19 protein-coding genes are annotated in these 24447 nt (G+C 41.2%); all 19 read left to right on the forward strand.

All coding sequences use genetic code 11. The features are described 5' to 3' along the window. Positions 1-13 precede the first annotated feature (13 nt). The 19 genes from der to HMPREF9423_RS11110 all read left to right on the forward strand — a co-directional run bounded on the left by der (position 14) and on the right by HMPREF9423_RS11110 (position 24352). Positions 14-1324 (forward strand): ribosome biogenesis GTPase Der, encoded by a 1311-nt coding sequence (gene der / locus HMPREF9423_RS11025; RefSeq protein ID WP_006149414.1) that lies wholly within the window; start codon positions 14-16, stop codon positions 1322-1324. 192 nt (positions 1325-1516) lie between these two features. Continuing rightward, positions 1517-2359, forward strand: a complete 843-nt coding sequence (locus tag HMPREF9423_RS11030) for a TPM domain-containing protein (RefSeq protein ID WP_006149415.1) — start codon at positions 1517-1519, stop codon at positions 2357-2359. A gap of 38 nt (positions 2360-2397) precedes the next feature. Beyond that, complete coding sequence (locus tag HMPREF9423_RS11035; RefSeq protein WP_006149416.1) at positions 2398-2991, forward strand: LemA family protein; 594 nt, start codon at positions 2398-2400, stop codon at positions 2989-2991. Positions 2992-3170: 179 nt separating this feature from the next. Next, entirely contained in the window at positions 3171-5684 is a 2514-nt protein-coding gene (gene secA / locus HMPREF9423_RS11040) for a preprotein translocase subunit SecA (RefSeq protein ID WP_006155883.1), read from the forward strand. Positions 5685-5764: 80 nt separating this feature from the next. Next, positions 5765-6796, forward strand: a complete 1032-nt coding sequence (locus HMPREF9423_RS11045; RefSeq protein WP_004250795.1) for a 3-deoxy-7-phosphoheptulonate synthase — start codon at positions 5765-5767, stop codon at positions 6794-6796. Position 6797: 1 nt separating this feature from the next. Further along, on the forward strand, positions 6798-7829 hold the full coding sequence (locus tag HMPREF9423_RS11050; protein WP_006149418.1) for a 3-deoxy-7-phosphoheptulonate synthase: 1032 nt from the start codon (positions 6798-6800) through the stop codon (positions 7827-7829). A gap of 45 nt (positions 7830-7874) precedes the next feature. Beyond that, the gene (acpS, locus tag HMPREF9423_RS11055) at positions 7875-8237 is read left to right on the forward strand and encodes a holo-ACP synthase (RefSeq protein WP_025170221.1); all 363 of its coding nucleotides are present in this window, start codon (positions 7875-7877) and stop codon (positions 8235-8237) included. Further along, positions 8227-9330 (forward strand): alanine racemase, encoded by a 1104-nt coding sequence (gene alr, locus HMPREF9423_RS11060; protein WP_006149420.1) that lies wholly within the window; start codon positions 8227-8229, stop codon positions 9328-9330. Before acpS ends, alr begins: the two co-directional genes overlap by 11 nt. A 24-nt stretch (positions 9331-9354) precedes the next feature. Further along, complete coding sequence (gene recG / locus HMPREF9423_RS11065; RefSeq protein WP_006149421.1) at positions 9355-11370, forward strand: ATP-dependent DNA helicase RecG; 2016 nt, start codon at positions 9355-9357, stop codon at positions 11368-11370. A gap of 310 nt (positions 11371-11680) precedes the next feature. Beyond that, positions 11681-12664 (forward strand): acetylxylan esterase, encoded by a 984-nt coding sequence (locus HMPREF9423_RS11070; protein WP_006149422.1) that lies wholly within the window; start codon positions 11681-11683, stop codon positions 12662-12664. Positions 12665-13015: 351 nt separating this feature from the next. Continuing rightward, positions 13016-16609, forward strand: a complete 3594-nt coding sequence (locus HMPREF9423_RS0102290; RefSeq protein WP_025170222.1) for an SIALI-17 repeat-containing surface protein — start codon at positions 13016-13018, stop codon at positions 16607-16609. Between the two features lie 291 nt (positions 16610-16900). After that, complete coding sequence (locus HMPREF9423_RS11075; RefSeq protein WP_006149424.1) at positions 16901-17599, forward strand: N-acetylmannosamine-6-phosphate 2-epimerase; 699 nt, start codon at positions 16901-16903, stop codon at positions 17597-17599. A 116-nt stretch (positions 17600-17715) separates the two neighbouring features. Next, positions 17716-19035, forward strand: coding sequence for an ABC transporter substrate-binding protein (locus HMPREF9423_RS11080; protein WP_006149425.1), 1320 nt, complete (start codon positions 17716-17718; stop codon positions 19033-19035). 234 nt (positions 19036-19269) lie between these two features. Further along, complete coding sequence (locus tag HMPREF9423_RS11085; protein ID WP_053092415.1) at positions 19270-20136, forward strand: carbohydrate ABC transporter permease; 867 nt, start codon at positions 19270-19272, stop codon at positions 20134-20136. 16 nt (positions 20137-20152) lie between these two features. Continuing rightward, the gene (locus tag HMPREF9423_RS11090; RefSeq protein ID WP_004250812.1) at positions 20153-20992 is read left to right on the forward strand and encodes a carbohydrate ABC transporter permease; all 840 of its coding nucleotides are present in this window, start codon (positions 20153-20155) and stop codon (positions 20990-20992) included. A gap of 256 nt (positions 20993-21248) precedes the next feature. After that, complete coding sequence (locus tag HMPREF9423_RS11095) at positions 21249-21701, forward strand: NanQ anomerase/TabA/YiaL family protein (RefSeq protein ID WP_006155741.1); 453 nt, start codon at positions 21249-21251, stop codon at positions 21699-21701. A 19-nt stretch (positions 21702-21720) separates the two neighbouring features. After that, the gene (locus HMPREF9423_RS11100; RefSeq protein WP_004250816.1) at positions 21721-22371 is read left to right on the forward strand and encodes a YesL family protein; all 651 of its coding nucleotides are present in this window, start codon (positions 21721-21723) and stop codon (positions 22369-22371) included. A gap of 163 nt (positions 22372-22534) precedes the next feature. Beyond that, positions 22535-23452 (forward strand): dihydrodipicolinate synthase family protein, encoded by a 918-nt coding sequence (locus HMPREF9423_RS11105; protein ID WP_006149428.1) that lies wholly within the window; start codon positions 22535-22537, stop codon positions 23450-23452. 15 nt (positions 23453-23467) lie between these two features. Beyond that, positions 23468-24352, forward strand: a complete 885-nt coding sequence (locus tag HMPREF9423_RS11110) for an ROK family protein (protein WP_006149429.1) — start codon at positions 23468-23470, stop codon at positions 24350-24352. The last annotated feature ends 95 nt before the right edge of the window (positions 24353-24447 follow it).

Below are 24447 nucleotides of genomic sequence, written 5' to 3' on the forward strand. Positions count from 1 at the left end.
AAAGTGAGAAAACATGGCCTTACCAACTGTTGCTATCGTAGGACGTCCCAATGTTGGGAAATCAACCCTGTTTAACCGTATTGCAGGGGAACGCATCTCAATCGTAGAAGATGTCGAAGGAGTGACACGGGACCGTATCTATGCTACTGGTGAATGGCTCAACCGTTCTTTCAGTATGATTGATACAGGAGGGATTGATGACGTTGATGCTCCATTTATGGAACAAATCAAGCACCAGACAGAGATTGCCATGGAAGAAGCTGATGTCATCGTTTTTGTAGTTTCCGGTAAAGAAGGAATTACGGATGCTGACGAATACGTAGCCCGTAAACTCTATAAAACTCATAAACCTGTTATCCTTGCAGTTAACAAGGTTGACAATCCGGAAATGAGAAATGATATCTATGATTTCTATGCTCTTGGATTGGGAGAACCATTGCCAATTTCATCTGTGCACGGGATTGGTACAGGGGATGTATTAGATGCCATCGTCGAAAATCTTCCACATGAAGTCGAAGATGAAAATCCAGATGTCATTAAATTCAGCTTGATTGGTCGCCCCAATGTCGGAAAATCTAGTTTGATTAATGCCATTTTGGGAGAAGACCGCGTGATTGCCAGTCCTGTTGCTGGTACAACTCGTGATGCCATTGATACACATTTTACAGATGCGGATGGCCAAGAGTTTACCATGATTGATACGGCTGGTATGCGTAAGTCTGGTAAAGTCTATGAAAACACAGAGAAATACTCAGTCATGCGTGCCATGCGAGCTATTGACCGTTCAGATGTAGTCTTGATGGTCCTCAATGCCGAAGAAGGCATCCGTGAGTATGATAAGCGTATCGCTGGATTTGCCCACGAAGCTGGTAAAGGGATGATTATCGTAGTTAACAAATGGGACACGCTTGAAAAAGACAACCACACCATGAAAAACTGGGAAGAAGATATCCGTGAGCAGTTCCAATACTTGCCTTACGCACCAATTATCTTTGTCTCTGCTTTGACCAAACAACGTCTTCACAAGTTGCCTGAGATGATCAAGCAAATCAGCGAGAGTCAAAATACCCGTATCCCATCAGCAGTCTTGAATGATGTCATTATGGATGCTATCGCCATCAACCCAACACCGACAGACAAAGGGAAACGTCTCAAGATCTTCTATGCGACTCAAGTGGCAACTAAACCACCGACCTTTGTGATTTTTGTCAACGAAGAAGAACTGATGCACTTCTCTTACTTGCGTTTCTTAGAAAATCAAATCCGCAAGGCCTTCGTCTTTGAAGGAACACCGATTCATCTGATCGCAAGAAAACGAAAATAAAACGATAAAAAGAAGAAGGTTCTTGGACCTTCTTTTTTGGAAATAACATCAGGAGACTAGAGCTGAATTTGTCATCAAAATAACATCATTTTCCTAGTCCTTGTCACGGTTTTGTAATGGAAACGTACTTTCTTTGTAAGATTCAAAATGCTATAATGCTCTAAACAATTTTCCTTGCATAAGGAGGTTATTATGAAAAAAGATAGATTGTTAAAGAATCCTTTCTTGGTGCGTCTACTTGGTTTGCTGATGGCATTTTTCTTCCTATCAGCATTTACTGCACCTGAAAAACCAGACTATGGGATCTACGACCCAAATCATTATTTGACAGAGGAAGTAGTTACTCAGATTCGTGATTTGAATGAAGCTAATAGTCAAAAGGCAGAAAAGCTTCAAATAGGTGTCTATATCGTAGATAGTCTGGAAGGAGAAAGCATTGAAACGGTGGCTAATGAAACTGCCAGGGCTTGGAAGATTGGCTATTCAGGAGATAATTTTGGAAGTCTCATTGTAGTAGCTGTTCAAGACCGTAAATCAAGAATTGAAACCAGTAATAACACCGCCATTAGAATAACAGACTATCAAACCAAGCAGATCTTGGCAGCCAGCCGTACAGATTTTAAAACTGGTGACTATGGTAAAGGAATTCTAGCGATTGCCAAAGGCTTGGACAATCAGTTTTATAGAGGAAGTGGGACCTTCTCGTCTGATGATGACTCCTCTGATATCAAACGTTATTCTGAAAGTATCAGTGGCAAAAAATCGAGTCGCAATAGTAACTCATCTAGTCATCGTAAGAACAGTGACCCTATGGACAATGTGTTCGGAGTCGGGATAATCATTTATTTCATTATCGTATTTATAGCCATTATTAGAGGAGGCGGCGGTGGCCGAGGAGGAGATTCCTCTGACGGAGGATGGTGGTTTAGTGACTCATCCGACTCAGGTTCTTCTTGGTCAGATTCAGGCTCAGACTCCTCTAGTAGCTGGGACGGTGGTGGCTTCGATGGCGGTGGTTCATCCGATGATTGGTGATGCTCGTATAAAATTTAAGGAAATAAGTAGGTTTAGATATGAAAAATAAAGGAATTATTTATGTGTTGAGCATTTTGCTGGCTATTATCTTGCTTGGCGGTTGCTCAGTAGTAGGCACTTATAATGGTCTTGTCTCTGAACAAACCAAGGTCGAACAAGCGCAAGCTGATGTAGCGACAGCTCTTCAACGTCGTTCTGACTTGATTGGAAATTTGGTAGAGTCTGTAAAAGGCCAGATGAACCATGAGACAGAGGTTTTCACCAAGATTGCGGAAGCTCGTGCTAAAATTGGGAATGGCTCCGTGACCTCAAAAGAAAACCAAGAGGCTCAAGGAGAGTTGAGTTCAGCTATTTCACGTTTGATATCGCTAACAGAAAATTATCCAGAACTCAAGAGCAATCAAAATGTGGAACAACTCATGACGGAACTGGCTGGAAGTGAAAATCGTATCTTTGTAGCCCGCAAGGATTACAACAAAGTGGCAACAGAATACAATCAAAAATTAAGAAGTTTCCCAATAGTTCTTTTCGCTAATATGATGAACTTTAAAGAGGCAGAAACCTTTAAAGAAAGCGAAGAAGCTAAGACAGCTCCAAAGGTTGACTTTGGTAATTCTACAACCAAAGAATAGGCTTGAAATTTCTAAAAGAAAATCAATGATTAGCAATAGTTTGAACATTTACAAAAAAAGGCTCTAAATGAGCCTTTTTTAGCTTGTATAAACACGGATTCTTTCTTGAAAAAGCTGGGCAAATATGCTACAATAAAAAGAACATTCTAAAATATTCAGAATTTAAAGTAAGGAAAAAAATGGCAAATTTATTAAAAACAATCATCGAAAATGATAAAGGGGAACTTCGCCGCTTAGAAAAGATGGCTGATAAAGTCCTCAAATACGAAGATGAAATGGCTGCTTTGACAGACGAGCAGTTGCAAGCTAAGACAGAAGAATTTAAGCAACGTTATCAAAATGGTGAAACGCTTGATCAACTCTTGTACGAAGCCTTTGCGGTTGTACGTGAGGGAGCTAAGCGTATTCTTGGACTTTTCCCATACAAGGTTCAGGTTATGGGTGGTATCGTTCTTCACCATGGTGACGTTCCAGAAATGCGTACCGGTGAAGGGAAGACCTTGACAGCGACCATGCCGGTATACCTCAATGCCCTTGCAGGCAAAGGGGTTCACGTAGTTACCGTCAACGAATACCTTACAGAACGTGACGCGACTGAGATGGGTGAGTTGTACTCATGGCTTGGTTTGTCAGTAGGGATCAACTTGGCAGCTAAATCTCCAATGGAGAAAAAAGAGGCTTACCTTTGCGATATTACCTACTCAACCAACTCAGAGATTGGTTTCGACTATCTTCGTGACAACATGGTTGTACGTGCAGAGAATATGGTTCAACGTCCACTCAACTATGCCTTGGTCGATGAGGTTGACTCTATCTTGATCGACGAGGCTCGTACACCATTGATTGTTTCAGGAGCGAATGCTGTTGAAACAAGCCAGCTCTACCACATGGCTGACCACTTTGTGAAGTCTTTAGATAAAGATGACTATATCATTGATATTCAGTCTAAGACAATCGGTTTGTCTGATTCAGGTATTGACAAGGCTGAAAGCTTCTTCAAACTAGAAAATCTTTATGATATCGAAAATGTGGCTTTGACTCACTTTATCGACAACGCCCTTCGTGCCAACTACATCATGATTCTTGATATTGACTATGTGGTTAGCGAAGAACAAGAAATCTTGATTGTCGACCAATTTACAGGTCGTACCATGGAAGGTCGTCGTTACTCTGATGGCTTGCACCAAGCGATTGAAGCTAAAGAAGGTGTGCCAATCCAAGATGAAACTAAGACATCAGCATCGATTACCTACCAAAACCTTTTCCGTATGTATAAAAAATTGGCAGGTATGACAGGTACTGGTAAAACAGAAGAAGAAGAATTCCGCGAAATTTACAACATTCGTGTTATTCCAATTCCTACTAACCGTCCGATCCAACGTATCGACCATTCAGACCTTCTTTACGCTAGTCTTGATGCAAAATTCAAGGCTGTAGTAGAAGATGTTAAGGCGCGTTACCAAAAAGGTCAGCCAGTCTTGGTAGGTACTGTTGCCGTTGAAACCAGTGATTTTCTTTCTAAGAAATTGGTTGAAGCAGGCGTACCTCACGAAGTATTGAATGCTAAAAACCACTACAGAGAAGCGCAAATCATCATGAATGCTGGTCAACGTGGTGCGATCACTATCGCAACCAACATGGCCGGTCGTGGTACCGATATTAAGCTTGGTGAAGGGGTTCGTGAACTTGGTGGTCTTTGTGTCATCGGTACAGAACGTCATGAGAGCCGTCGTATCGATAACCAGCTTCGTGGACGTTCAGGTCGTCAAGGTGACCCAGGTGAGTCACAGTTCTACTTGTCACTCGAGGATGATTTGATGAAGCGTTTCGGTTCAGAACGTTTGAAAGGTGTCTTTGAACGTCTGAATATGTCTGACGAAGCCATCGAATCTCGTATGTTGACACGTCAGGTCGAAGCAGCGCAAAAACGTGTTGAAGGAAATAACTACGATACTCGTAAACAAGTCCTCCAATATGATGATGTCATGCGTGAACAACGTGAAATCATCTACGCACAACGCTATGATGTTATCACTGCAGAACGTGACTTGGCTCCTGAAATTCACGCCATGATTCGCCGTACGATTGGACGAATTGTCGATGGGCATGCTCGTTCTAAACAAGATGAAAAACTTGAAGCAATCTTGAACTTTGCCAAGTACAACTTGCTCCCAGAAGATTCGATTTCACTTTCAGACCTAGAAGGTTTGTCAGACCAAGCTATCAAGGATGAACTATACCAACGTGCATTGAAAGTCTACGATAGCCAAGTTGCTAAACTTCGTGATGAAGAAGCTGTGAAAGAATTCCAGAAAGTCTTGATTCTACGTGTTGTAGATAACAAGTGGACTGACCATATCGATGCCCTTGATCAGTTGAGAAATGCAGTTGGTCTTCGTGGTTATGCCCAAAACAACCCTGTCGTGGAATATCAAGCAGAAGGCTTCCGTATGTTTAACGATATGATCGGTTCTATTGAGTTTGATGTGACTCGCTTGATGATGAAAGCACAGATTCATGAACAAGAACGACCACAAACTGAACATCATATCAGTACGACAGCAACTCGAAATATTGCTGCGCAACAGAAAGATCTTCCAGCTGATTTGGATCTCAGTCAAGTAAAACGTAATGACTTATGCCCATGTGGATCTGGTAAGAAATTTAAAAACTGTCATGGTAAACGACGTTAAGAATGATTAATTTTCAGGCGGATGCCTAGTGAAAAGTGAATTTTCGCTTGGCGTCCGTTTGCTTTATAAGGAGATGGATAATGGTATTTACAGCAAAAAGCCCTAAAATTAATATTGATGAAGTTCGTAGTTTGTCTAAACTAGAAGGACAAGTACTTGCGAACAAACTCCAACGTGATCAAGAGCTTGAAGCAATTATTCGTGGGGAAGACCAACGCATCTTGTTAGTGATTGGTCCTTGCTCGTCTGACAATGAAGAAGCAGTCCTAGAGTACGCTAAGCGTTTGTCAAAACTTCAGGAAGAAGTCAAAGACCGCGTCTTTATGGTCATGCGTGTCTATACTGCTAAACCACGTACTAATGGTGATGGATATAAGGGCTTGATTCACCAACCAAATGCCAAAGAAGCGCCTAGCCTCATCAATGGAATCAAGGCGGTTCGTCATCTGCACTATCGTGTTATTTCTGAAACAGGCATGACAACAGCAGATGAAATGTTGTACCCAGAGAACCTTCCTTTAGTAGATGATTTGATTTCTTATATGGCAGTTGGAGCCCGTTCAGTTGAAGATCAACAACACCGTTTTGTAGCTAGTGGAGCAGATTTTGCGACAGGTTTTAAAAATCCAACCTCTGGAAATCTCAATGTCATGTTCAACGGTATTTATGCAGCTCAAAACAAGCAGAGTTTTCTTTTCCTAGGGAAAGAAGTCGAAACTACTGGAAATCCTCTATCGCATGCTATTCTCCGTGGAGCTCTTAACGAGTACGGGAAGAACATTCCCAACTACTACTACGATAATTTGATGGATACTATTGCTCAGTATGAAAAGATGGGACTTGAGAATCCATTCATCATTATTGATACCAACCATGATAACTCAGGTAAACAGTATATGGAGCAGATTCGTATCGTTCGCCAGACTTTAATTAACCGTGATTGGAATGAAAAGATTAAAAAATATGTTCGTGGATTCATGATTGAGTCTTATCTAGAAGATGGTCGTCAAAATGAACCCGAGGTATTTGGCAAATCTATCACGGATCCATGTCTAGGATGGGAAAATACGGAAGCTCTTGTTCGCGAAATCTACCAAAGACTAGGAGAATAATATGGCATTTATCGAGAAAGGTCAAGAAATCGATATTGAAGCGATTAAGGCGGAAACACGGCTATCTGCAGAAACCTTGCAGCATAAGGAAAGCCGTGATCAAGAATTAGCAGATATCCTTTCAGGTAAGGATGATCGTATCCTTTTGGTCATTGGGCCTTGTTCGTCTGATAATGAAGAAGCAGTTCTAGAGTATGCCCGTCGTTTAGCAGACTTGCAGAAAAAAGTGGCGGATAAAATTTTCATGGTCATGCGTGTTTACACGGCCAAACCACGTACCAATGGTGATGGATATAAGGGTTTGGTTCATCAGCCAGATACTTCTAAAGCTCCAAGCTTGATTAATGGTTTGCAGGCTGTTCGTCAGCTCCATTATCGGGTAATTACAGAAACAGGATTGACTACAGCAGATGAAATGCTTTATCCAGCCAATCTTGTCTTGGTTGATGACTTGGTGAGTTATCATGCAGTGGGTGCGCGTTCAGTCGAAGACCAAGAGCACCGTTTTGTAGCTTCAGGAATCGATGCACCAGTGGGAATGAAGAACCCAACATCTGGAAACCTATCTGTGATGTTTAATGCCATCTATGCTGCACAAAACAAACAAACCTTTCTCTTTCATGGTCAAGAAGTTGAAACTTCAGGAAATCCCTTGGCTCACGTCATCCTTCGTGGAGCTATGAATGAATACGGGAAAAATGAACCGAACTTCTACTATGAAACCCTCTTAAATGCCATCGGTCGCTACGAGTCTATGGGGCTCGAAAACCCCTTTATCATGATTGATACCAACCATGATAATTCAGGGAAACAGTATATGGAGCAAGTTCGCATTGTTCGCCAAACTCTTCTCAACCGTGCCTGGAATGAAAAGATTAAGAAGACAATTCGAGGCTTTATGATTGAGTCTTACTTAGCAGATGGGCGCCAAAACCAGCCAGAAATCTTTGGACGTTCCATTACAGACCCATGTTTGGGCTGGGAAAACACAGTAGCTTTAGTAGAAGAAATCTATTCTACCTTAACAAAATAAGTGAAAAGGATGGAGTTGGGGGAACCTCAACTCCTTTTGATGAAAATGATAGTTGGACACGGAATCGATATCGAAGAATTAGCATCAATACAAAATGCAGTTGAAAAAAGGGAAGGTTTTGCGCAGCGTGTCTTGACAGACAAGGAAATGGAGCGCTTTGCCAGTCTCAAAGGTCGTAGACAGATCGAGTATTTGGCTGGTCGTTGGTCAGCTAAAGAGGCTTTCTCAAAGGCTATGGGAACGGGAATTGGGAAGCTAGGCTTTCAGGATTTGGAAGTCTTGAACGATGAGAAGGGAGCTCCCTACTTCAGCAAATCCCCGTTTTCAGGAAAAGTTTGGCTATCGATCAGCCATACAGATCAGTTTGTGACAGCTAGTGTTATTTTGGAGGAAGATTATGAAAACTAGTCCACATAGACCAACCAAGGCCCTCATCGATCTGGGTGCTATCCGCTACAATATCCAACAAATGGGAGAGCACACTCCTAAAGATGCTCTTAAATGGGCGGTTGTGAAAGCCAATGCCTACGGACACGGAGCGGTAGCTGTTGCTACGGCTATTCAGGGTGATGTCGATGGTTTTTGTGTCTCTAATATCGATGAAGCCCTCGAACTCCGTCAGGCAGGCATTACTAAGAAAATTCTCATTTTGGGAGTATCTGAGGTAGAATCTCTTTCATTGGCTAAGGAGTATGCCATTACTTTGACAGTAGCTGGGTTGGAATGGATTGAGAATCTCCTTGCTACTGAGTCAGACTTATCAGGTTTAACTGTTCACCTTAAAATTGATTCAGGTATGGGTCGAATTGGTTTTAGAAGTACAAGCGAGGCCGCACAAGCTCAAGCTTTACTCAAGGAACATGGGGCTAATGTCGAGGGAATCTTTACCCACTTTGCAACTGCAGATGAAGAGTCAGACAGCTACTTTAATCAACAGTTGGAATGTTTCAAGGAAATAATCGCAGGCTTGCAAGAAGTACCAGAATTGGTTCATGCGAGTAACTCTGCGACTACTCTATGGCATGCGGAAACGATTTTTAATGCAGTTCGTATGGGAGATTCTATGTATGGTCTCAATCCAAGCGGACAAGTTTTGGAATTGCCTTATAAACTAAAACCAGCCTTGACTTTGGAGTCAGCCATCGTTCATGTCAAAAAAGTACCAGCAGGGGCTTGTATGGGTTACGGGGCAACCTATCAGGCAGACAGTGAGCAAGTCATTGCCACTTTGCCAATCGGTTATGCAGATGGTTGGACACGTGACATGCAGAATTTCTCAGTTCTGGTGGATGGCCAATTGTGTCCCATTGTAGGGCGTGTATCCATGGACCAAATCACCATTCGCTTACCTAAGTTTTACCCATTGGGTACCAAGGTAACTTTGATTGGCTCAGACGGTGATAAAGAAATTACAGCAACAGACGTAGCAGTTTACCGAGGAACCATCAATTATGAGGTGGTTTGTCTCCTCAGTGATCGAATTCCAAGAGAATATTATTAAGAAATAGAAGGAAAGGAGTAGAGCATGAATTTACATCGACCCTTGCATGTCTTACCAGGAGTAGGACCTAAATCAGCAGAGAAATATGCCAAACTAGGAATTGAAAACTTGCAAGATCTCTTGCTCTACTTCCCTTTCCGTTATGAAGATTTTAAGACTAAGCAGGTGCTAGAGCTAGAAGACGGTGAAAAGGCTGTTTTATCTGGTCAGGTAGTGACACCAGCCAGTGTTCAGTATTATGGTTTTAAGCGTAATCGCTTACGTTTTAGCCTCAAGCAGGGGGAGGTTGTTTTTGCAGTTAATTTCTTCAACCAACCCTACCTAGCTGACAAGATTGAACTAGGAGCAACCTTGGCTGTCTTTGGCAAGTGGGATCGTGCCAAGGCAAGCCTCACAGGAATGAAGGTTTTAGCCCAAGTCGAGGATGACCTCCAGCCTGTCTATCGCCTAGCGCAAGGTGTCAGTCAAGCAGGACTTGTTAAGGTCATCAAGACCGCTTTTGATCAAGGACTGGATCTCTTGATAGAAGAAAACATCCCCCAGTCCCTGCTCGATAAATACAAACTCATGCCCCGTAGTCAGGCTGTTCGTGCCATGCACTTCCCTAAAGATTTGGCAGAATACAAACAGGCTCTCCGTCGAATCAAATTTGAGGAACTCTTTTATTTCCAAATGCAATTACAGACCCTCAAGTCTGAAAATAAGGTTCATGGAAGTGGTCTGGTCCTAAATTGGTCTCAGGAAAAACTAACTGCAGTGAAAGAGAAATTGCCTTTTGCCTTGACCCAAGCCCAAGAAAAAAGCCTACAAGAAATTCTAACAGATATGAAGTCGGACCATCACATGAATCGACTCTTACAAGGGGATGTTGGTAGTGGGAAGACAGCGGTTGCAGGTCTAGCGATGTACGCAGCCGTAACGGCAGGGTATCAGGCTGCCCTCATGGTTCCGACAGAGATCCTAGCAGAGCAGCATTTTGAAAGTCTAGAGAGTCTCTTTCCTGATTTGAAATTAGCTCTCCTAACAGGCTCACTGAAAGCTGCAGAAAAACGCAGGGTCTTGGAAACCATTGCTAAGGGGGAGGCCGATGTGATTATCGGAACCCACGCTCTTATACAAGACGGCGTAGACTATGCTCGACTCGGCTTGATTATCATCGATGAGCAACACCGCTTTGGTGTAGGGCAAAGGCGTATTTTACGGGAAAAAGGTGAAAATCCAGATGTCCTCATGATGACGGCAACTCCCATACCACGGACCTTAGCCATCACTGCCTTTGGGGATATGGATGTTTCTATTATTGACCAGATGCCAGCAGGGCGCAAACCCATCGTAACGCGTTGGATCAAGCATGAGCAATTACCACAGGTCTTGACTTGGTTGGAGGGTGAGATTCAGAAAGGCTCCCAAGTCTATGTGATCTCTCCTTTGATTGAAGAATCTGAAGCCTTGGATCTTAAAAATGCCATTGCTCTGTCAGAAGAGTTAACAACTCATTTTGCTGGGAAAGCAAAAGTTGCGCTCTTACATGGGAAGATGAAGAGTGATGAAAAAGACCAGATTATGCAGGATTTCAAAGAGAGAAAGACAGATATCCTGGTCTCTACAACGGTTATCGAAGTTGGGGTCAATGTTCCAAATGCGACAGTCATGATTATCATGGATGCTGACCGTTTCGGACTTAGTCAACTTCACCAGCTCAGAGGTCGTGTCGGTCGTGGAGACAAGCAGTCCTATGCAGTTCTAGTGGCCAATCCAAAAACTGACTCCGGGAAAGACCGCATGCGTATCATGACGGAAACGACCAATGGTTTTGTCCTTGCAGAAGAAGATTTGAAAATGCGAGGCTCTGGTGAAATTTTTGGAACTAAACAGTCAGGTCTACCAGAGTTTCATGTGGCTGATATCATCGAAGATTTCCCAATTCTTGAGGAAGCTAGAAAGGTAGCTAGCTATATCAGCTCCCTCCCAAATTGGCGAGAGGACCCAGAGTGGCACATGATTGCCTTACATCTAGAGAAGAAAGAATATCTGGATTAAGCTTTTTCTAAGATAATGTTAAGTTTGCTTTTAGGGTGAGTATTTATACTAGAGTCATCAAAAAGAAACGAGGACTCTCTCATGACTATTAAAGTGACGTATCAAAAGACATTTCAAAAGGAAACTCAACCTTCTCCTAAATACTAAGAAAAGAGCGAAATCGCTCTTTTTTATTTTTTTAAAACTACTTTCAGAGGGATTCTTGCTGGTGTCGGACATTAAAACCACTTTCCGTTTCCCTTTCTTTCTTGCATTGCTTCCCCATATGTGCTACAGTTATGATAACGGTTACAAAATAAAGGAGAGTTCTATGAGAAATCCAGCATTAGTAGAAGAAATGAAAACATATAAAGGAAGAGATGAAGTACCTCAGGATTTTGATGCTTTTTGGGATGGTGAGATTGACAAGGTTTCGGTCTTGCAAGACTACCAACTAGAGGAACGTGACTTTCATATTCCAAATGTTAAGTGCTATGAGTTAACCTTTAAAGGTACACGTGATGGACTTGTTTATGCACGTGTAGTCTTACCAAAATCAGAAGAGAAAGTACCAGTTATTTTCCACTTCCATGGCTATATGGGACGTTGTTGGGATTGGACAGATATGCTAGCCTTTACCGTCGCTGGTTATGGGGTTGTATCGATGGATGTTCGTGGGCAATCTGGATACTCACAAGATGGCTTGCGTTCGCCTCTCGGAAATACAGTTAAGGGGCAAATCATCCGTGGTGCAGTAGAAGGAAAAGAGCAACTTTTCTATAAGGATGTTTATCTAGATATTTATCAATTGATTGAGATTGTAGCTAGTCTCCCTCAAGTAAATGATAAGCAGTTGGCTAGTTATGGAGCTTCTCAAGGTGGAGCCTTGGCTTTAGTGGCTGCTGGTCTCAATCCGCGTATCAAGCGAACAGTTGCAATCTATCCATTCTTGTCAGACTTTAGACGAGTGCTAGAAATTGGGAATACCAGCGAAGCCTATGATGAACTCTTCCGCTATTTTAAGTTTCATGATCCTTTCCATGAGACAGAAGAACAAATCATGGAGACGCTTGGTTATATCGATGTGAAAAACCTTGCCCATCGCATTAAAGGTGAGGTGAGAATGATTACAGGGCTTGATGACGATGTCTGCTATCCAATCACCCAGTTTGCTATTTACAATCGTTTGACTTGTGAAAAGAGCTATCGTCTCATGCCAGAATATGCTCACGAGGCTATGAATGTCCATGTCAATGACCAGGTTTACAACTGGTTGTGTGGTAGTGAGATTCCCTTTACCTATGTAGGTCGTTAGAGATATGTAAAAAGAGCCCTGCTAAACCAGGGCTTTCTTTGTTGAAGAGTACAGAAAGTAGTTTCAAAAAGTTTGAAACATAGAAATATATCTGAAAGTAAATTCTATTATAGATTACTAAGGCTAAAATTTGGAATATTTATTATATAATAAGTGTAGTATCAATTTGAAAGGAGTAAAATTGTTGCTTGCTTTAAGATATAAAGTATAAAAATGCAACATAAATTCAGATGAAAAGAATGGGAAAAACCCATCAACAATACAGTTTCTTTCTTGCTCAAAGTCCTAGGGGCTAAAATTTTTAAGCAAAAAAGAAAGCGCTTTATTTTCGTGGATAATGGAAGGAAATATATGACACAGAGAGATTTTGAACGGAAACAACGTTTTGGAATTAGAAAATTTACAGTAGGAGCTGCATCAGTAGTCATTGGGGCAGTTGTTTTTGGTGCGTCGCCAGTTTTAGCTCAAGAAGCTCCAGCAACCAGTGGTGAAACAGCTGGACAAGCTTTACCAGAATTGCCAAAAGAAGTAGAATCAGGAAATCTGGCTAACATAGATAAGGAACTTGCTGATAAGTTGGCAGCGGCGACGGACAAAGGAACAGAAGTTAACCGTGAGGAGCTACAAGCAAATCCAGGTTCTGAAAAACCAGCAGAAACTGAAAAACCAACAGAAACTGAAACTCCAGCAGCTGAAACTGATAAGACAGAAGAAACTGAGAAACAAGAAGCTATAGCTCGTGATTATTACTCAAGAGAATTGGAAAATGTCAACACTGTCGTAGAAAAAAATGACGTTACAACCAATGCAGAAAATAATCAGCGAGATGATCTTACAAGTGACTTAGAGAAACTAAAGAAACTTCAAGATGCAACAGTGCATATGGAGTTCAAACCAGATGCATCGGCACCACGTTTTTACAATCTTTTCTCTGTATCAAGTGATACCAAGGAAAATGAGTACTTCACCATGTCAGTCTCTGATAATACAGCCCTTATCGAAGGTCGTGATGCAAATGGTGCGCAATTCTATGATAAATACACCGATGCGCCATTAAAGGTTCGCCCAGGTCAGTGGAATTCAGTTACCTTTACTGTGGAAAAACCAACAACTGAAGTCCCTACTGGAAGAGTTCGTCTATATGTAAATGGTGTCTTGTCTAGAACAAGTCTAAAATCTGGGAAATTCATCAAAGATATGCCAGATGTTAACCACGTTCAAATCGGAGCAACCAAACGAGGAAGTAAGACAGTTTGGGGCTCAAATCTACAAGTTCGTAATCTAACAGTCTACGACCGTGCTTTAACACAAGATGAAGTTCGAACACGAAGTCAATTATTTGAAAGAGGAGACTTGAAGCAAGAACTTCCAGAAGGGGCTGAAATTTCTAAAAAAACAGATGTCTTTACAGCGGGTACAAATGGGCAGTCAAATCCAGATGGTATTAATAGCTATCGTATTCCAGCCCTCCTTAAGACAGACAAGGGAACTTTGATTGCTGGTGCTGACGAACGCCGCTTACACCACTCTGACTGGGGTGATATCGGTATGGTCGTTAAACGAAGTGAAGACAAGGGCCAAACATGGGGCGATCGCATCACTCTTACGAATCTACGTGACAATCCAAAAGCCAAGGATCCAAACATTGGTTCACCAGTAAACATCGATATGGTTCTGGTCCAAGATACGGAAACTAAACGAATCTTCTCAATTTACGATATGTTCCCAGAAGGTAAAGGAATCTTCGGAATGTCTTCTGAAAGAGAAGTTGCCTATAAGGAAATTGATGGAAAAACGTATCAAATTCTATACCGTGAAGGAGAAAATGGAGCCTATACGATTCGTGAAAATGGTGTTGTCTACACACCAGATGGTCAGGCAACGGATTACCGCGTTGTTGTAAATCCTGTCAAACCTGCTTATAGTGATAAAGGCGATCTTTATCAAGGTGAGCAGCTACTAGGAAATATCTACTTTACAAGCAATAAAACTTCTCCATTTAGAATTGCTAAAGACAGCTACCTATGGATGTCTTACAGTGATGATGATGGTAAGACTTGGTCTGCGCCACAAGATATTACTCCAATGGTTAAAGCTGATTGGATGAAATTCTTAGGTGTGGGACCTGGAGTGGGAATTACCCTCCAGAATGGACCTCATAAAGGTCGGATTGTCGTCCCTGTCTATACGACAAACAGAGCTAACCATCTCAACGGTTCTCAATCATCTCGCATCATCTATTCAGATGACCATGGTAAGACTTGGCATATGGGTGGCGGTGTCAATGACAATCGTACACTTCATGATGGTACAGTAGTTGATTCAAGCAACATGAACAATTACTACGCTCAAAATACGGAAGCTTCTGTTGTTCAGTTGAACAATGGTCAGTTAAAACTCTTTATGCGTGGTTTGACTGGTGATTTGCAAGTTGCGACAAGTAATGATGGTGGTATTACATGGGACAACTATGTAGCACGCTATGATGTACCCGATGTTTATGTTCAAATGGCGGCGACTCATACGGTCCAAGATGGTAAAGAGTATATCCTTCTAGCAAATGCTAATGGACCAGGTCGTAAGAATGGCTACATTCGAGTGGCTCGAGTAGAAGAAGATGGCGAGTTGACCTGGTTGCACCATCATTTGATTCAAGAAGGTGAGTATGCTTATAACTCACTTCAACAAATTGGACCAAAAGAATTTGGTCTCTTGTATGAACACCATGAAGCTGGTGGCAATCCTTATACTCTATCCTTCAAGAAATTCAACTGGGATTATCTAACTAAAGAGAGACTTGCTTCTAAAGAAGTGAAAGTTACATCGGCTATGGAAAAATGGCCAGGCATTATTGCTATGGAATTTGATTCAGAAGTCTTGGTAAATCAAGCTCCAACTCTCAAACTAGCTAATGGTAAGACTGCAACCTTCATGACTCAGTATGATACTAAGACTCTCCTATTTACAATAGCTCCTGAAGATATTGGTCAAAAAGTTACAGCTATTGAAACAGGTGCAATTGAAAGTATGCATAACTTGCCAGTATCTGTGGTAGGTACTAAACTTACGAATGGTTTTAATGGTGACGAACCGGCAATCAATGAAGTCCCAGAATTTACAGGTGGTGTCAATGGTGACGAAGCAGCTGTGGCTGAGCTCCCTGAGTACACTGAAGCTATTGGAACAGCAGGTGATGAAGCAGCCCCAATAGTGGAAGTCCCAGAATTTACAGGTGGTGTCAATGGTGACGAAGCAACTGTAACAGAACTTCCTGAGTACACTGAATCTATTGGAACAGTAGGTGACGAAGCAGCACCAACAGTAGAAGTCCCTGAGTTTAAAGGTGACGTAAATGGTGAAGCATCATCTGAATCTGAGCTTCCTGAACACTCTGTTCCTAGCGCAACAGTAGGTGATGAGGCGGCACCAACAGTAGAAGTCCCAGAATTCGAAGGTGGTGTCAATGCAGTCGAAGCAGCAGTTCATGAGCTTCCAGAATTCACAGGCGGAGTAAACGCAGTTGAAGCGCTCAAGAATGAGCTTCCAGAATTCACAGGCGGAGTAAACGCGGTTGAAGCGCTCAAGAATGAGCTTCCAGAATTCACAGGCGGAGTAAACGCAGTTGAAGCGCTCAAAAATGAGCTTCCAGAATTTGCAGGTGGAGCAAATGCAGTTCGAGCCCTTAAGCATGAACTTCCAGAATTCACAGGCGGAGTAAATGCAGTCGAAGCAGCCAAAAACGAACTTCCGGAATATAAGGTTGAAGAAAAACCGCTTGTCACTTTAGTAGCACAGCAAGACAAGACATATCAAGCTCCAGCAGCTCAACCACAACAACCAACTCTCCCTGCAACAGGAAGTGAGGTTTCAACTCCTCTAGTATCTGTGGGAATGGTTGGAATGCTTCTCGGCTTGTTTGGAATGGCTAAGAAAAAAGAAGATTAATGGTAACATTGAATCTAAAAAGTCTCTATAAAAAAAGTTTAGACTTATATTAGAAGGGTCTGTAACGTTCATTCGTTATAGGCTCTTTATTTGTAGAAAGCGAAGATTCTAGTAGAAATAAGTGGATGGAAGGCGATTCAAACTCGGGCATTTTTTCCTGAAACTACTTTCAGGAGATTCTGTTTCATAAAATTGTTTTGAAACTTCAATCTATTCTAGTACAAGTTATTGAAAGCGCTTTAAAAATGATATATAATAGGCTCATAAGAAAAAAGAAAAGGAGGAAAGTGGATGCCACAGATCAGTAAAGAAGCTTTGATTAAGCAAATTAAAGATGGAATCATCGTTTCTTGTCAGGCACTTCCTCACGAACCGCTTTATACAGAAGCGGGAGGTGTAATACCCTTGCTAGTCAAAGCGGCTGAGCAAGGTGGAGCAGTCGGTATCCGAGCAAATAGTGTTCGGGATATTAAGGAAATCAAAGAGGTCACAAATCTTCCGATTATCGGAATTATCAAACGTGATTATCCACCACAGGAACCATTCATCACAGCTACTATGAAAGAAGTTGATGAACTAGCAGCTCTAGATATTGAGGTAATCGCTCTAGATTGTACCAAGAGAGAACGCCATGATGGCCTAGAGAATCAAGAATTTATCCGTCAAATCAAAGAAAAATATCCAAACCAACTCTTGATGGCTGACACAAGTACCTTTGAAGAAGGACTGACAGCAGTTGAGGCGGGAATCGACTTTGTCGGAACAACCTTGTCAGGCTACACATCTTATAGTCCAAAAGTGGATGGTCCAGATTTTGAACTCATCAAGAAACTATGCGATGCAGGTGTAGACGTCATCGCAGAAGGAAAAATTCATACGCCAGAACAGGCTAAGCAAATCCTAGGTTACGGAGTGCGAGGCATCGTAGTTGGTGGCGCTATTACTAGACCAAAAGAGATCACGGAACGATTTGTTGCAGGTCTCAAATAAGATAATTAAAACACGAGGAGAGTGGTTGATTAGTAAAACAAAATGTAAACGTATACAAAGTTGTCAATACTCATTATCCGTTTCGGATACGCATATCATCATTTAGGAGAATACTAATGAAATTTAGAAAACTAGCTTGTACAGTACTTGCGGGTGCTGCTGTTCTATCTCTTGCTGCTTGTGGCAAATCAGACGCTAAAAAAGACGCTGCAAGTGATGCAGGAAAAACTGAAATCACTTGGTGGGCTTTCCCAGTCTTCACTCAAGAAAAATCTGGTGACGGTGTAGGAACTTATGAAAAATCTATCATCGAAGCTTTCGAAAAAGCAAACCCAGATATCAAAGTTAAACTAGAAACAATCGACTTCAAATCTGGTCCAGAAAAAATCACGACAGCTATTGAAGCTGGAACTGCTCCAGATGTACTTTTCGATGCACCAGGTCGTATCATTAATTACGGTAAAAATGGTAAATTAGCTGAGTTGAATGACCTCTTTACAGATGAATTTGTAAAAGATGTTAACAACGAAAACATCATTCAAGCAAGTAAAGCTGGTGATAAAGCTTACATGTATCCAATCAGTTCTGCACCATTCTACATGGCTATGAACAAGAAAATGTTGGAAGATGCTGGTGTAGCTAACCTTGTTAAAGAAGGTTGGACAACAGATGATTTTGAAAAAGTCTTGAAAGCACTTAAAGACAAAGGATACACTCCAGGTTCATTGTTCAGTTCTGGTCAAGGGGGAGACCAAGGAACACGTGCCTTCATCGCTAACCTATACGGCGGTTCTGTAACAGACAAAGAGGTTACTAAATACACAACTGACGATCCTAAGTTCGTTAAAGGTCTTGAAAAAGCAACTAGCTGGATCAAAGATGGTTTGTTGAACAACGGTTCACAATTTGACGGTGGAGCAGACATCCAAAACTTTGCAAACGGTCAAACATCATACACAATCCTTTGGGCGCCAGCTCAAAACGGTATCCAAGCTAAACTCTTGGAAGCAAGTAAGGTTGAAGTGGTAGAAGTTCCATTCCCATCTGATTCTGGTAAACCAGCTCTTGAGTACCTTGTAAACGGTTTTGCAGTATTTAACAACAAAGATGAAAAGAAAGTTGCTGCTGCTAAGAAATTCATCCAATTCATCGCTGATGATAAAGAATGGGGTCCTAAAGACGTAGTTCGTACAGGTGCCTTCCCAGTTCGTACTTCATTTGGAAAACTTTACGACGACAAACGTATGGAAACTATCAGTGGTTGGACTCAATACTACTCTCCATACTACAACACAATCGACGGATTTGCTGAAATGAGAACTCTATGGTTCCCAATGTTGCAATCAGTGTCTAACGGTGACGAACAACCTGCTGCAGCTTTGAAGACATTCACTGAAAAAGCGAATGAAACAATCAAAAAAGCAGCTAAACAATAAGCCCTAAATAAAAAGTAAAATCCCCCCTTTTCCCTGTGCACATTTGTGTACGAAAAGGGGGAGTTTTGTTTAAAAAAAGTAAGGAACTGACAGGTCAAAATTAAAATGAAGTTCTTACATAGGCTTTTCTTGGAAAAAATTTCATTTTGATTTTACATCAATGTCAGATAACAATTAAAAAAACAAAAACTATTTGAAAGTGAGGTGCCGACTGTGAAAGTCAATAAAATTCGCATGAGAGAAACAATTGTTTCTTATGCTTTCTTAGCACCAGTATTAATCTTCTTTACCGTCTTTGTCCTAGCTCCAATGATCATGGGATTCATCACTAGTTTCTTTAACTACTCGATGACTAGCTTTGAGTTTGTGGGACTTGACAACTACATCCGCATGTTTAAAGACCCTGTCTTTACAAAATCTTTGATTAATACCGTAATCTTAGTTATCGGATCTGTACCAGTCGTTGTACTCTTCTCACTATTTGTGGCATCACAAACTTACCAACAAAATGCAGTTGCTAGATCCTTCTATCGTTTCGTATTCTTCCTTCCTGTTGTAACAGGTAGTGTTGCCGTAACGGTTGTATGGAAATGGATTTATGATCCTCTATCAGGTATTTTGAATTTCGTACTTAAGTCAAGCCATATCATTAGCCAAAACATTTCTTGGTTGGGTGACAAAAACTGGGCTTTGATGGCGATTATGATTATTCTTTTGACAACATCAGTTGGTCAGCCAATTATCCTTTACATCGCTGCAATGGGTAATATTGACAACTCTCTTGTTGAAGCGGCACGTGTCGACGGAGCAACTGAGTTACAAGTTTTCTGGAAGATTAAATGGCCAAGCCTCCTTCCAACAACTCTTTATATCGCAATCATTACAACAATCAACTCATTCCAGTGTTTCGCTTTGATTCAGCTTTTGACTTCAGGTGGTCCAAACTACTCTACAAGTACTCTCATGTACTACCTATACGAGAAAGCCTTCCAATTGACTGAGTATGGTTATGCCAATACTATTGGTGTATTCTTGGCAGTTATGATCGCTATTGTCAGCTTTGTTCAATTTAAAGTACTTGGAAACGACGTAGAATATTAATAGAAAGGAGACAGCTATGCAATCTACACAAAAGAAACCTTTAACAGCCTTCACTGTTATTTCAACCATCTTCTTACTTTTATTGACTGTACTCTTTATCTTTCCATTCTACTGGATTTTGACAGGTGCATTCAAATCACAACCAGATACCATTATGATTCCACCACAATGGTTCCCTAAAGCTCCAACAATGGAGAACTTCCAACAATTGATGGTGCAAAACCCAGCCTTGCAATGGATGTGGAACTCAGTCTTCATTTCATTGGTAACAATGTTCTTGGTTTGTGCAACTTCATCCCTAGCAGGTTATGTATTGGCTAAGAAACGTTTCTATGGACAACGCATTCTCTTCGCTATCTTTATCGCTGCTATGGCTCTTCCAAAACAAGTTGTCCTTGTACCATTGGTACGTATCGTCAATTTCATGGGAATCCATGACACTCTTTGGGCGGTTATCTTGCCTTTGATCGGATGGCCATTTGGGGTTTTCCTCATGAAACAGTTCAGTGAAAACATTCCAACAGAATTGCTCGAATCTGCTAAGATTGATGGATGCGGTGAGATCCGTACTTTCTGGAGCGTAGCCTTCCCTATTGTGAAACCAGGATTTGCAGCTCTTGCAATCTTTACCTTCATCAATACATGGAATGACTACTTTATGCAGTTGGTTATGTTGACATCTCGTAACAACTTGACCATCTCACTCGGGGTTGCGACTATGCAGGCTGAGATGGCAACCAACTATGGTTTAATTATGGCAGGGGCTGCTCTTGCGGCTGTGCCAATCGTAACAGTCTTCCTTGTCTTCCAAAAATCCTTCACTCAAGGGATTACTATGGGAGCGGTCAAAGGTTAATACTCTGCGAAAATTGAATTCAAACCACGTCAGCGACTCCTTGCCGTACTCAAGTACAGCCTGCGGATTACTTCCTAGTTTGCTCTTCAATTTTAATTGAGAATAGGAAAATCTATTTATTGAAAACGATATAGTATTATAAGTGTCTACAAAATGGATAGGAGTTGGTTGCTTCATGAAGTTTTGTTAGACACTTATAAACTTACTGGCTAGACATTTTGTGTCTGAAGATAACAATCAGGTAAAGGAAATTACTATGATTTTTGATGATTTAAAAAACATTAGCTTTTACAAGGGAATTCACCCAAATCTGGACAAGGCTATTGATTATCTCTATGAGCATCGTAAAGATACTTTTGAATTGGGTAAATACGACATTGATGGAGATAAGGTCTTCTTAGTTGTGCAGGAAAATGTTCTCAACAAAGAAGAAAATGATCGCTTTGAGCATCATAAAAACTATGCAGACTTGCATTTGTTAGTTGAAGGACATGAATATTCTAGCTACGGTTCTCGTATCAAAGATGAGGCTGTAGCCTTTGATGAAGCTAGCGATATTGGCTTTGTTCATTGTCACGAACAATACCCACTCTTGTTGGGATATCATAATTTTGCAGTTTTCTTCCCAGGAGAACCTCATCAGCCTAACGGTTATGCAGGTATGGAAGATAAAGTTCGCAAATATTTATTTAAAATTTTAATCGATTAGTCAGTTAGGAGGAGAAACAATGGCACATAAAGGATCTGGATTGATAAAAGCGGCATTTGATACGGATAACTTTCTGATGCGTTTTTGCGAGAAAGTTTTAGATATCGTGACGGTTAACCTACTCTTTGTTGTGTCTTGTTTGCCTATTGTGACTATTGGAGTAGCTAAAATCAGTCTCTATCAGACAATCTTTGAAGTGAAGCGCAGCCGTCGTATTCCTGTTTTCAAAATCTATATTAGAGCCTTTAAGCAAAATTTGAAATTAGGTTTTCAGTTAGGTTTGCTGGAATTAGGAATCTTTTTGATCAGTGTGGTTGATTTATCACTATTTTGGAGTCAAACTGGTGTTGCCTTTCAGCTCATTAAAGCTATTTGCTTGGGAATTCTGATATTTTTAACCCTAGTTATGTTGGCTAGCTATCCAATTGCTGCACGCTATGAATTAACTTGGAAAGAAGTGCTCCAAAAGGGCTTACTTTTGGTAAGTTTTAACTTCGTTTGGTTCTTCTTGATGCTTGCGATTATTTTGTTAATCATTATGCTTCTCTATCTATCAGGCTTTACTCTAGTGCTTGGTGGTTCAGCATTTCTACTCTTTGGCTTTGGTCTTCTTGCCTTTTGCCAAGCTGGATTAATGGAAAAATTGTTTGCTAAATATCAAGCAGATTGAAAACGACATGAAACTACTTTCAAACAAAAAAAGCTATGGGAGATGAATAGAAATTAAAATCTAAGTGGCTAAGATGTATTGAAAGCGCTTTTTACAAGGTGTATACTAAAATAGTAAAAAATCATCTGCTCAAAGCAGAAAAAAGAAATCTTAGGAGAAATCTATGTCAGATTTAAAAAAATATGAAGGTGTTATTCCTGCCTTCTACGCATGTTATGATGATGCGGGTGAAGTTAGCCCAGAACGTACTCGTGCCTTGGTACAATACTTTATTGATAAAGGTGTTCAAGGGCTTTATGTCAATGGTTCTTCAGGTGAGTGTATCTACCAAAGTGTAGAAGACCGTAAATTGATCTTAGAAGAAGTTATGGCAGTTGCCAAAGGTAAATTGACAATCATTGCTCACGTAGCTTGTAACAATACCAAAGATAGTATTGAATTGGCTCGTCATGCAGAAAGTTTGGGAGTAGATGCTATCGCAACAATCCCACCAATTTACTTCCGTTTGCCTGAGTACTCAGTAGCAAAATACTGGAACGACATCAGTGCGGCAGCACCAAATACAGACTATGTCATCTACAACATTCCTCAATTGGCAGGTGTTGCTTTGACTCCAAGTCTTTACACAGAAATGTTGAAAAACCCACGTGTTATTGGTGTTAAGAACTCTTCAATGCCAGTTCAAGATATCCAAACATTCGTTAGCCTTGGTGGTGATGATCATATCGTCTTTAATGGTCCAGACGAACAATTCCTAGGCGGACGTCTCATGGGAGCAAAAGCTGGTATCGGTGGCACTTATGGTGCTATGCCAGAACTCTTCTTGAAACTCAACCAATTGATTGCGGATAAAGACCTAGAAACAGCGCGTGAATTGCAATACGCTATCAACGCTATCATCGGTAAATTGACTGCAGCTCATGGGAATATGTACTGTGTGATCAAAGAAGTCTTGAAAATCAATGAAGGACTTAACATCGGATCAGTTCGTTCTCCACTTACACCAGTGACCGAAGAAGATCGTCCAGTTGTAGAAGCAGCTGCTCAATTGATTCGTGAAACTAAGGAGCGTTTCCTCTAATCAATAGGAGGCTTTATGACTAATTACGTTGCAATTGATATTGGTGGAACTAATATCAAATACGGTTTAATTGACCAAGAGGGACAACTTGTAGAGACTAACGAAGTAGCGACTGAGGCTCACAAGGGTGGTCCACACATCTTACAGAAAACAAAAGATATCGTAGCTAGCTATCTAGAAAAAGGACCAGTGTCAGGTGTAGCCATTTCCTCGGCGGGAATGGTCGATCCTGATAAGGGTGAGATTTTCTACGCTGGTCCACAGATTCCAAATTATGCCGGAACCCAATTTAAAAAGGAAATTGAAGAAAGCTTTAACATTCCTTGTGAAATTGAAAATGATGTTAACTGTGCAGGGCTTGCTGAAGCTGTCTCTGGTTCAGGAAAGGGTGCAAATATTACCCTTTGCTTGACGATTGGGACTGGTATCGGTGGTTGCTTGATCATAGATGGACAAGTTTTCCATGGCTTTAGTAATTCTGCCTGTGAGGTTGGTTATCTGCACATGCAGGATGGAGCTTTCCAGGATTTAGCGTCTACGACAGCTCTTGTTAAGTATGTGGCAGATGCGCATGGAGATGAAGTTGAACAGTGGAACGGTCGCAGAATTTTCAAAGAAGCTACCGAAGGCAACAAACTCTGTATGGAGGGGATTGACCGTATGGTGGATTACCTTGGTAAGGGTCTCGCAAATATTTGTTATGTTGCCAATCCAGAAGTTGTCATCCTTGGTGGTGGTATCATGGGGCAAGAAGCAATTTTGAAACCAAAAATCCGTAAGGCTTTGAAAGATTCGCTTGTTCCAAGCTTGGCAGACAAGACTCGACTTGAATTTGCCCACCATCAGAATACTGCTGGCATGCTCGGTGCTTATTATCATTTCAAAACCAAACAGTCCTAAATTGGCTTTGCCAATTTAGGTTTTTTTGGCAAGAAAAAAGCTAGGTAAAAGTTTAATAAAACTTTGGAAGCCCTTGCATTTCTTGAGATAATATA

The organism is Streptococcus infantis ATCC 700779 (assembly GCF_000187465.1).
Classification (GTDB): Bacteria; Bacillota; Bacilli; order Lactobacillales; family Streptococcaceae; genus Streptococcus; species Streptococcus infantis.

Excerpts from the sequence above, each read along its gene's own strand:
- der (WP_006149414.1), top strand. The coding sequence starts at position 14 with ATGGCCTTACCAACTGTTGCTATCGTAGGACGTCCCAATGTTGGGAAA.
- HMPREF9423_RS11030 (WP_006149415.1), top strand. The coding sequence starts at position 1,517 with ATGAAAAAAGATAGATTGTTAAAGAATCCTTTCTTGGTGCGTCTACTT.
- HMPREF9423_RS11035 (WP_006149416.1), top strand. The coding sequence starts at position 2,398 with ATGAAAAATAAAGGAATTATTTATGTGTTGAGCATTTTGCTGGCTATT.
- secA (WP_006155883.1), top strand. The coding sequence starts at position 3,171 with ATGGCAAATTTATTAAAAACAATCATCGAAAATGATAAAGGGGAACTT.
- HMPREF9423_RS11045 (WP_004250795.1), top strand. The coding sequence starts at position 5,765 with ATGGTATTTACAGCAAAAAGCCCTAAAATTAATATTGATGAAGTTCGT.
- HMPREF9423_RS11050 (WP_006149418.1), top strand. The coding sequence starts at position 6,798 with ATGGCATTTATCGAGAAAGGTCAAGAAATCGATATTGAAGCGATTAAG.
- acpS (WP_025170221.1), top strand. The coding sequence starts at position 7,875 with ATGATAGTTGGACACGGAATCGATATCGAAGAATTAGCATCAATACAA.
- alr (WP_006149420.1), top strand. The coding sequence starts at position 8,227 with ATGAAAACTAGTCCACATAGACCAACCAAGGCCCTCATCGATCTGGGT.
- recG (WP_006149421.1), top strand. The coding sequence starts at position 9,355 with ATGAATTTACATCGACCCTTGCATGTCTTACCAGGAGTAGGACCTAAA.
- HMPREF9423_RS11070 (WP_006149422.1), top strand. The coding sequence starts at position 11,681 with ATGAGAAATCCAGCATTAGTAGAAGAAATGAAAACATATAAAGGAAGA.
- HMPREF9423_RS0102290 (WP_025170222.1), top strand. The coding sequence starts at position 13,016 with ATGACACAGAGAGATTTTGAACGGAAACAACGTTTTGGAATTAGAAAA.
- HMPREF9423_RS11075 (WP_006149424.1), top strand. The coding sequence starts at position 16,901 with ATGCCACAGATCAGTAAAGAAGCTTTGATTAAGCAAATTAAAGATGGA.
- HMPREF9423_RS11080 (WP_006149425.1), top strand. The coding sequence starts at position 17,716 with ATGAAATTTAGAAAACTAGCTTGTACAGTACTTGCGGGTGCTGCTGTT.
- HMPREF9423_RS11085 (WP_053092415.1), top strand. The coding sequence starts at position 19,270 with ATGAGAGAAACAATTGTTTCTTATGCTTTCTTAGCACCAGTATTAATC.
- HMPREF9423_RS11090 (WP_004250812.1), top strand. The coding sequence starts at position 20,153 with ATGCAATCTACACAAAAGAAACCTTTAACAGCCTTCACTGTTATTTCA.
- HMPREF9423_RS11095 (WP_006155741.1), top strand. The coding sequence starts at position 21,249 with ATGATTTTTGATGATTTAAAAAACATTAGCTTTTACAAGGGAATTCAC.
- HMPREF9423_RS11100 (WP_004250816.1), top strand. The coding sequence starts at position 21,721 with ATGGCACATAAAGGATCTGGATTGATAAAAGCGGCATTTGATACGGAT.
- HMPREF9423_RS11105 (WP_006149428.1), top strand. The coding sequence starts at position 22,535 with ATGTCAGATTTAAAAAAATATGAAGGTGTTATTCCTGCCTTCTACGCA.
- HMPREF9423_RS11110 (WP_006149429.1), top strand. The coding sequence starts at position 23,468 with ATGACTAATTACGTTGCAATTGATATTGGTGGAACTAATATCAAATAC.